The organism is Pseudaeromonas pectinilytica, assembly GCF_054780855.1.
Genome location: NZ_BAAGVN010000082.1, coordinates 1 through 1,115 on the forward strand (window position 1 = coordinate 1; position 1,115 = coordinate 1,115).

Annotated in this window: 2 pseudogenes; both read left to right on the plus strand. The window is 60.3% G+C overall.

Annotated features, from left to right (window positions below):
* A pseudogene (locus tag ACYVG7_RS06085) lies at window positions 1–466 on the plus strand (IS21 family transposase); the annotation flags it as partial.
* 3 nt (window positions 467–469) lie between these two features.
* Window positions 470–1,115 (plus strand): annotated as a pseudogene (locus ACYVG7_RS06090) (Mu transposase domain-containing protein); the annotation flags it as partial.

Here is a 1,115-nt window from a genome sequence, read left to right on the forward strand (position 1 = left end):
CCTGTCTGAGTCCTGGGATGACGTCTCTCTGGAGCGCGCATTTCTCAAGACCTGCTCTGTCCATAAAACTCAGCACAAACCCACTCCCAACTGGGCCTTGCTGCATCAGGAGCTCAAAAAACCAGGTCAAAAAGGCGTGACCCTCGAGCTGCTATGGCAGGAGTACGCCGAGCGTCATCCGGGCTCACACTACAGCTACAACCACTTCTGTCGGCTCTATAAAGAGTGGTCGGCCCTGCTGCAACCCTCGATGCGGCAGACCCATATTGCGGGCGAAAAACTCTTTGTCGACTACTGCGGCCAGACCATGCCGATTGTTGATCCGCATACCGGCGAGATCCTTTACCGGGCCCAGGTCTTTGTCGCCGTACTGGGGGCTTCCAACTACACCTTTGCCGAGGCCACCCGCACCCAGCAGCTCGATGACTGGGTGATGAGCCACAAGCGCGCCTTCGAGTTCTTCGGCGGNACCCCACCTACCAGATGCTGGCGGCCCATTTCGGTACTGCGATCATGCCCGCCCGGCCCCGCAAGCCGAAGGATAAGTCCAAGGCGGAAGTGGGGGTGCAGATCGTCACCCGCTGGATCCTGGCGGTGCTGCGTCATGAAACCTTCCATAGCCTGGCCCAGCTCAATCAGCGGATGGGTGAACTGCTGACCCGGCTCAACCAGAAACCCTTCCAGAAGCTGCCTGGCTGCCGTGCCTCACTGTTTGCCGAGCTCGATGCACCGGCGCTCAAGCCGCTGCCGGATTATCCCTATCACTACACCAAAGTAGTGCCGGTGCTGGTTGGTAAGGACTACCACGTCGATCTGGAAAAGCACTATTACTCCGTGCCCTATGCCTTGCAGGGCAAGCGGCTGGAGGCCCATCTGGCCGAGCATACCGTCACGCTGTACCACGCGGGCAAGGTGGTGGCCGAGCACCCGCGGAGTCATCGCAAAGGCCAGCACAGCAGCCTGCGTGAACATATGCCCGCGCATCATCAGGCACTGCTGGAGTGGTCGCCCGAGCGTCTGCTCGGTTGGGCAGCGTCCATCGGACCTTACACCACGCATTGGGTGGATGGTTTTATCCGGAATGTGGCGCACCCGGCGCAAGCGGTGCGACCTTG